General features: G+C 60.8%; 4 protein-coding genes. All 4 read right to left on the reverse strand.

The features are described from left to right. Positions 1-59: 59 nt before the first annotated feature. The gene (locus BFP96_RS22820) at positions 60-1,838 is read right to left on the reverse strand and encodes an acyl-CoA dehydrogenase C-terminal domain-containing protein (RefSeq protein WP_065897238.1); all 1,779 of its coding nucleotides are present in this window, start codon (positions 1,836-1,838) and stop codon (positions 60-62) included. A gap of 145 nt (positions 1,839-1,983) precedes the next feature. After that, positions 1,984-3,753 carry an acyl-CoA dehydrogenase C-terminal domain-containing protein gene (locus BFP96_RS22825; protein ID WP_065897233.1) on the reverse strand — a complete coding sequence of 590 codons (1,770 nt, stop codon included), beginning with the start codon at positions 3,751-3,753 and terminating at the stop codon, positions 1,984-1,986. A gap of 90 nt (positions 3,754-3,843) precedes the next feature. Further along, positions 3,844-5,133 carry a GGDEF domain-containing protein gene (locus tag BFP96_RS22830; protein WP_065894135.1) on the reverse strand — a complete coding sequence of 430 codons (1,290 nt, stop codon included), beginning with the start codon at positions 5,131-5,133 and terminating at the stop codon, positions 3,844-3,846. Positions 5,134-5,474: 341 nt separating this feature from the next. Next, on the reverse strand, positions 5,475-7,280 hold the full coding sequence (locus BFP96_RS22835; protein ID WP_065885477.1) for a phenylacyl-CoA dehydrogenase: 1,806 nt from the start codon (positions 7,278-7,280) through the stop codon (positions 5,475-5,477). Between the last annotated feature and the right edge of the window lie 485 nt (positions 7,281-7,765).

Here is a 7,765-nt window from a genome sequence, read left to right on the forward strand (position 1 = left end):
CGATAGAGGACGATTAGCAGCACGTCATGTAAGAGATTGCTTACACGCACGCTTCGCCCCTAGAACAGTGCTTCATCCATCAGGAACAGCGACTCGCTACCGGCCTTCACCGACGCGCTCAACGAATGAATACGCGGCAACAGGCGCGCAAAGTAAAAGCGCGCCGTGCCCAGCTTGCTGGCATAGAAATCGTCTTCGGTCTCTTTGCCCAACGCGGCCTTGGCCATGCGTGCCCACATATAGGCATACGCCATGTAACCAAACGCGTGCAGGTATTCCACCGATGCCGCGCCGATTTCATTCGGATTGGTTTTGGCACGGTCCAGCACCCAGGCGGTCAATTCATCCAGGTTGTCCACCGCCGCGCCGAGCGGGCGGGTGAACTCGCCCAGTTGCGCGCCGGCACTGGCGATGAACTGGCGGATCTCATCGGCGAACAAGGTGTAGAACGCGCCACCGCTGCCGACAATCTTGCGCCCCATCAAATCCAGTGCCTGGATACCGTTGGTGCCTTCGTAGATCTGGGTGATGCGCACGTCACGCACCAATTGCTCCTGACCCCACTCGCGAATGTAGCCGTGGCCACCGAACACTTGCTGGCCGAGCACGGTGGTTTCCAGGCCCAGGTCGCTGAGAAACGCCTTGGCGACCGGCGTCAGCAGCGCCACCAGGTTGTCGGCGCGCTCACGGGCAGCAGCGTCTTCGCTGAATTTGGCGATGTCCAACTGCGTGGCCACATAGGTGGAGAACGCACGACCGCCCTCGTTCGCCGCCTTCATGGTCAGCAGCATGCGGCGCACGTCCGGGTGCACGATGATCGGATCGGCCGGTTTATCCTTGGCTTGGGCGCCCAATGGCGAACGGCTCTGCACCCGATCTCGGGCATATTCAATCGCGTTCTGATAGGAGCGCTCGCCGGAAGCCAGGCCCTGGATACCTACCCCCAGGCGCTCGTAGTTCATCATGGTGAACATCGCCGCCAAGCCACGGTTGGGCTCACCGACGAGGTAGCCGACGGCTTCGTCGAAGTTCATCACGCACGTCGCGGAGGCCTGGATGCCCATCTTGTGTTCGATCGAGCCGCAGGTCACCGGGTTGCGGGCACCGAGGCTGCCGTCGGCGTTCACCATGAACTTGGGGACCAGGAACAGCGAAATGCCCTTGGGCCCCGCCGGCGCATCCGGCAGCTTGGCCAACACCAAGTGGATGATGTTTTCGGTCAGGTCGTGTTCACCGCCGGTAATGAAAATCTTGGTGCCGCTGACTTTGTAGGAACCATCCGCCTGCGGCTCGGCCTTGGTGCGAATCATGCCCAGGTCGGTACCAGCATGGGCTTCGGTCAGGCACATGGAACCGGCCCATTCGCCGGAATACATCTTCGGCAGGTAGGTGGCCTTGAGTTCGTCGCTGGCGTGGGTATTGATCGACACGCAAGCGCCCGAGGTCAACATCGGGTACAGGCCGAACGCCAGGCTGGACGAGTTGATCATCTCCTCGACCTGCGCCGACACCGCCTTGGGCATGCCCATACCGCCATACACCGGATCGCCGCCGACGCCCACCCAGCCACCTTCGGCATAGGTCGCGTAAGCCTGTGGGAAACCGTCCGGCGTGCTGACGGCACCGTCCACCCAGCGGCAGCCTTGCTCATCACCGCCACGGCTTAACGGCGCGATGGACTTGGCGGTGACCTTGCCGGCCTCTTCGAGGATGGCTTCAACGGTTTCGGCGTCAACCGTGTCTGCCAGGGCAGGCAACTGCGCCCAGGTGGTGGCGACGTCAAAAACTTCGTTGAGGACGAAGCGCATATCACGCAACGGCGCTTTGTAATCAGCCATGGCAAACCTCGTGAGAACGTGAAAAGTGATTCGATAGGATCGGTTTTACAGGCTCCGAGTGTACCCGAACAACTTTTAAGACACATAGGGTCCGTTCGTGACCGACAAGTATTTGTAAGTCACGAACCAGGCTGTTGCCGCACGTTTACAATGCAAATGCCTGCGCCGGCAGGCTCATCAGGCATTCGCTGCCCGCCTCCACGGCAGCCCTGTGCACCGTGGTGCGCGGTAACAGGCGCTTGAAATAAAAGTCACACGTCGCCTGCTTGGCCTGGGCAAAGCCTGGGTCGTCGTGCGCCTGCGCCGCAATCGCCATGCGCAACCACAGGTAGGCGAGGATGATGTAGCCGCTGTACATCAGGTAGTCCATGGCCGCCGCTCCCACTTCGTCGGGATTGCTCATCGCCGCCGTACCGACCTTCAGCGTCAGCTCGCCCCATTGCTGGTTCAACTGATTGAGCTGTTCGACATGGGCCTTGAGTTGCGGATGTTCGGCATTGGCGGCACAGAACTTATGCACGATTCTGGTAAAGCCGCGCAGCAACTTGCCCTGGCTGCCCAGCACCTTGCGCCCCAGCAGATCGAGCGCCTGGATGCCGTTGGTGCCTTCGTAGATCGGCGCAATCCGCGCATCACGCGCCAGTTGCTCCATGCCCCACTCGCGAATATAGCCATGGCCGCCGAACACTTGCATACCGTGGTTGGTCACCTCCAGCCCGGTTTCGGTCATGAAGGCTTTGCAGATCGGCGTGAGGAAGGCCAACAGGTCCTCGGCCTCCTGGCGCTGGGCGGCGTCGCGGCTCAAGTGCGCGGTGTCGAGCAACTGGGCGGTGAAGTAGGTCAGCGCACGGTTGCCCTCGTTGAAGGCTTTCATGGTCAGCAACATGCGACGTACATCAGCATGCACGATGATCGGGTCGGCGGGTTTGTCCGGGGACTTGGCGCCGGTCAGCGAGCGCATTTGCAGGCGCTCCCCGGCATATTTGATCGCGCCCTGAAAGCTTGCCTCGCCATTGCACAGCCCCTGCATCCCGGTGCCCAGGCGCGCGTGGTTCATCATGGTGAACATGCAGTTGAGGCCTTTGTTGGCTTCGCCAATCAGGAAACCCCTGGCGCCGTCGAAGTTCAGCACACAGGTGGCCGAAGCCTTGATGCCCATCTTGTGTTCGATGGAGCCGCACTGCACGGCGTTGCGTTCGCCGGAATCGGCATGAAACTTGGGCACGATGAACAACGAGATGCCTTTGGTCCCCGCCGGTGCATCCGGCAGCTTGGCCAGCACCAGATGGATGATATTGGCACTCATGTCGTGCTCACCGGCCGAGATGAAGATCTTGCTGCCGGTGAGCGCATAACTGCCATCGGCCTGGGGAACGGCGCGAGTCTTGATCAAACCCAGGTCGGTGCCGCAGTGGGCTTCGGTCAGGCACATGGTGCCGGTCCACTCGCCGGCGGTGAGTTTGTGCAGGTACGTGGCTTTCTGTTCGTCGGTGCCGTGGGCGTGAATCGCCGACATTGCGCCGTGGGTCAGGCCCGGGTACATGCCCCAGGACGTATTGCTGGAGCCGATCATCTCGCTCAGCACCAGCCCGAGGGACTGCGGCAACCCCTGGCCGCCGTAGGCCGGGTCCGCCGCCACGCCGTGCCAGCCGCCTTCGACGTACTGGGCGAAGGCTTGCTTGAAACCCTTGGGCGTGGTCACGACGCCATTGTCAAAATGGCAGCCTTCCTCGTCGCCGCTACGATTGAGCGGCGCGAGGACGTTTTCGCAGAACTTCGCGCCTTCTTCGAGAATCGCACTGACCATGTCGGGGCTGGCGTCCGTCGCGCCCAGGGCCGCGTAGTGACCATGGAAATCGAACACGTTATCGATCAGAAAGCGCATGTCGCGCAGGGGAGCTTTGTACTCAGGCATGGCGATGTCTCCGGCGGCAGATGGACTCAACCTACTGCCGGCCAACGCCGCGAACAATCACTGTAGCGCTGCTGAATACAGCGCCATTACTCAACCGGCAGCGCTTTCCATGCGCACGGCGCCGCGACGGTTCTGCCCGGCCGCGATCACGCAATTGCGCCCGGCGCCCTTGGCGGCATAGAGCGCCTGATCGGCGCACTTGAGCACTTCTTCAGGACTACGCTGCTCGGCCTGACGTTCGGCCACGCCGATGCTGACCGTCACCGACACACTGGACGCACCACTGGCGGCCCGACGCTGGCGACCTTGATGGTCGTCATTGGGGCGGTCCGGGTTGCGCAACTTGATCGCATAGGTGGCTATGCTTTCGCGGATCGCCTCCAGGTGCGGCAGGCATTCATCCAGGCTCTTGCCGGCAAACACCACGGCGAACTCTTCACCGCCGTAACGGTAGGCGCGCCCGCCGCCGCTGACCTTGGACAGTTTGCTCGCCACCAGGCGCAACACCTGGTCGCCCACGTCATGGCCGTGGGTATCGTTGAAACGCTTGAAGTGGTCCACATCGCTCATCGCCAACACATAGTTGCGCCCCAGCCGCTGCATGCGTTCGTTCAGGGCGCGGCGGCCCGGCAAGCCGGTCAGCTCATCGCGAAAGGCCATTTGATACGCCTCATGCGCCACACCGGCAGCGATCATCAGCATCACCTGGCTGCACATGATGTTGAGCGTAAACGGCAGGATGAAGGTTTGCGGCAGCATCCAGAACATCCCCAGCAACCCCACCAATTGCGCAGCGTGCAGCGGGCGCGGCTGATACCAGTACTGGGCGGCCAGGGTGATAAAGCCAATCAGAAACATCGGGTATGAAAGCTGGATCAAGCTCATCCACGCGCCATGCAGCGCCGGCCAGCGAATCTCGGCCAACCAGTCCAGCACGCCCTGTGGGTAACGTTGCTCCAGCGCAAACGCCACGCTGCCGACGGCCAACAGCACCGCGCAACGTGCGACGAAGTCACGGAACAGGTGAGTCTTTTCCTGCCACAGCGCGTACACGCTGAACAGCAACGGCAGCAGCAGGCAGCACAGGTGAAACACGACGGCGGCGTCTTCGCGCACGCGACCATTGTCGCGGTAGAAATCGGTCTGGGTGTCCAGCAGGAAATAGACGACGTACACCGTGACCATCAGGAACAACTCACGCTGGCGCCGATACACCGCGCAGTACGCTCCGCCGAGCAACAGCACCAGGGTCGGCAGCACGTTGAACAGCGAGGTGAAGAAAACGTTGAGGTCCTTGAGATAAGCAGCCGAGAGCCCAGCCATCAACAGCAGCAACGAGGGTAGGAAATGACTGAACCGCACAGCGGACACGCGTAACAAGGGTAGAACTCCGACCCGCAAAAAGTAATGGCATGGTGCTTCTACACAGCCAGTTAAACACAACCCGTCCGACCTGTATCACATTGCCATCACTGTAACGGCACGCTTCATTAAAGCCTTAGCGTCAGCGCGCATTTTTCGGATCGGCACAGAACGCATGTGGGAGGGGGCTTGCTCCCGATTGCAGTGTGACAGCCGCCGAATCGTGTAGCTGACATACCGCAATCGGGAGCAAGTCCCCTCCCACATTCACCGCATTTCAATGCTTGGTCAGCGGCCTTTGCACACACAAAAAAAACCGCTTCCCCGGAAGGAAGCGGTTTTTCTGAACCCGGTAAGGCTTAGTAAGCCAGGCCGAAGTCTTCTTCTTTCATGTCCATCAGGTTTTTGGCGCCCGACAGCATGGTCGCTACATGGGTGCGGGTACGCGGCAGGATGCGCTGGAAGTAGAAGCGCGCGGTCTGCAGCTTGGCGGTGTAGAACGCCTCTTCGCTGGTGCCGGCGGCCAGTTTCTCGGCAGCCAGGCGCGCCATGTCGGCCCAGAAATAAGCCAGGCATGCGTAGCCGGAGTACATCAGGTAGTCCACCGAGGCGGCACCGACTTCTTCACGGTCTTTCATCGCAGCCATGCCGACCTTCATGGTCAACTCGCCCCACTCTTTGTTCAGCGCCGCCAGCGGTGCAACGAATTCCTTGACGGCTTCGTTGCCTTCGTTGGCCTGGCAGAACTTGTGCACGATCTTGGTGAAACCCTTGAGCGCTTCGCCCTGGGTCATCAGCACTTTACGGCCGAGCAGGTCGAGGGCCTGGATACCGGTGGTGCCTTCGTACAGCATCGAAATGCGGCTGTCGCGAACGTTCTGCTCCATGCCCCACTCGGCGATGAAGCCGTGACCGCCGTAGATCTGTACGCCGTGGTTGGCGGACTCGAAACCGACTTCGGTCATGAACGCCTTGGCGATCGGGGTCATGAAGGCCAGCAGGCCATCGGCCTGTTTCTTGGCTTCGTCATCGGTGCCGTACTTGACGATGTCCACTTGCTTGGCGGTGAAGTACACCATCGCACGGTTGCCTTCGGCGAAGGCTTTCATGGTCAGCAGCATGCGGCGCACGTCAGGGTGCACGATGATCGGGTCGGCGGCTTTTTCCGGCGCTTTCGGGCCGGTCAGGGAACGCATTTGCAGGCGGTCACGCGCATATTTCAGGCCACCCTGGAAACCGATCTCGGCGTGGGCCAGGCCTTGCAGCGCGGTCCCCAGGCGAGCGGTGTTCATGAAGGTGAACATGCAATTCAGGCCTTTGTTCGCCGGGCCGATCAGGTAACCGGTGGCCGCGTCGAAGTTCATCACGCAGGTGGCGTTGCCGTGGATGCCCATCTTGTGCTCCAGGGAGCCACAGGTCACCGCGTTGCGCTCACCGATCGAACCATCGGCGTTGGGCAGGAATTTGGGCACGATAAACAGCGAGATACCCTTGGTACCGGCCGGTGCATCCGGCAGGCGCGCCAGTACGATGTGGACGATGTTGTCGGCCATGTCGTGCTCACCGGCCGAGATGAAGATCTTGGTGCCGGAGACTTTGTAGGAACCGTCAGCCTGAGGTTCGGCCTTGGTGCGCAGCATGCCCAGGTCGGTGCCGCAGTGCGGCTCGGTCAGGCACATGGTGCCGGTCCACTCGCCCGACACCAGCTTGGTCAGGTAGGCCTCTTGCTGCTCCGGCGTGCCGTGCTCGGAAATAGTGTTCATCGCGCCGTGGGACAGGCCTGGGTACATGCCCCACGACCAGTTGGCTTCGCCGACCATTTCACTCACGGCAAGGCCCAGGGACTCCGGCAGGCCTTGGCCACCGTGCTCCACGTCATGGGCCAGGCTTGGCCAGCCGCCTTCGACGAACTGTTTGTAGGCTTCTTTGAAACCGGCAGGGGTTTTAACGCCTGACTCGCTCCAGGTACACCCTTCGATGTCACCCACGCGGTTCAGCGGCGCCAGCACTTGCTCACAGAACTTGGCGCCTTCTTCGAGAATGGCGTCAACCATGTCCGGGGTAGCGTCCTGGCAAGCCGGCAGGCTCTGATAGTGCGCTTCATAACCGAGCAGTTCGTCACGAACGAAGCGAATATCACGCAAGGGGGCCTTGTAGTCAGGCATAGCGATAAACCTCTGCTGATGTATCTGGGATGAACAACCGCGTGAAAGGATGATGGCGGTCAAACAGGTGTTTGAAACATACGTTTACGACCTGGGGTTGTCAAGCGTCGGCCCGACGCCGTTTGTCTTGATGCGGGTCAATGGCGCGCACGGCCAAGCCTGTGGCGTGATGCCACATGATTAAGAAGTGTAGGAGTTAAGCGAGAGGGCACAAAACAATGTGGTAGGGGGCTTGCCCCCGATGGCCATAGGCATCTACACAATTTCGGTGCGACACCGCACCTTTGGCGAGGGAGCTAAAGCGTATCTACCTGACGCTCCGAGGTCCAAATGTGGGAGGGGGCTTGCCCCCGATGGCGGCCTCTGGGCCGACCAGGATGTTGGATCAGATTGAGTACATATCCGTTTCTGCGGTAACGGCTGCTAGTGGTTCCGCTTTTACAGCGGCTCACTTTTGAAAAGCGCAAAAGTAAGCAAAACGCTCT

It is taken from the genome of Pseudomonas sp. 34 E 7, from assembly GCF_900005715.1.
GTDB classification, from domain to species: Bacteria; Pseudomonadota; Gammaproteobacteria; order Pseudomonadales; family Pseudomonadaceae; genus Aquipseudomonas; species Aquipseudomonas orientalis_A.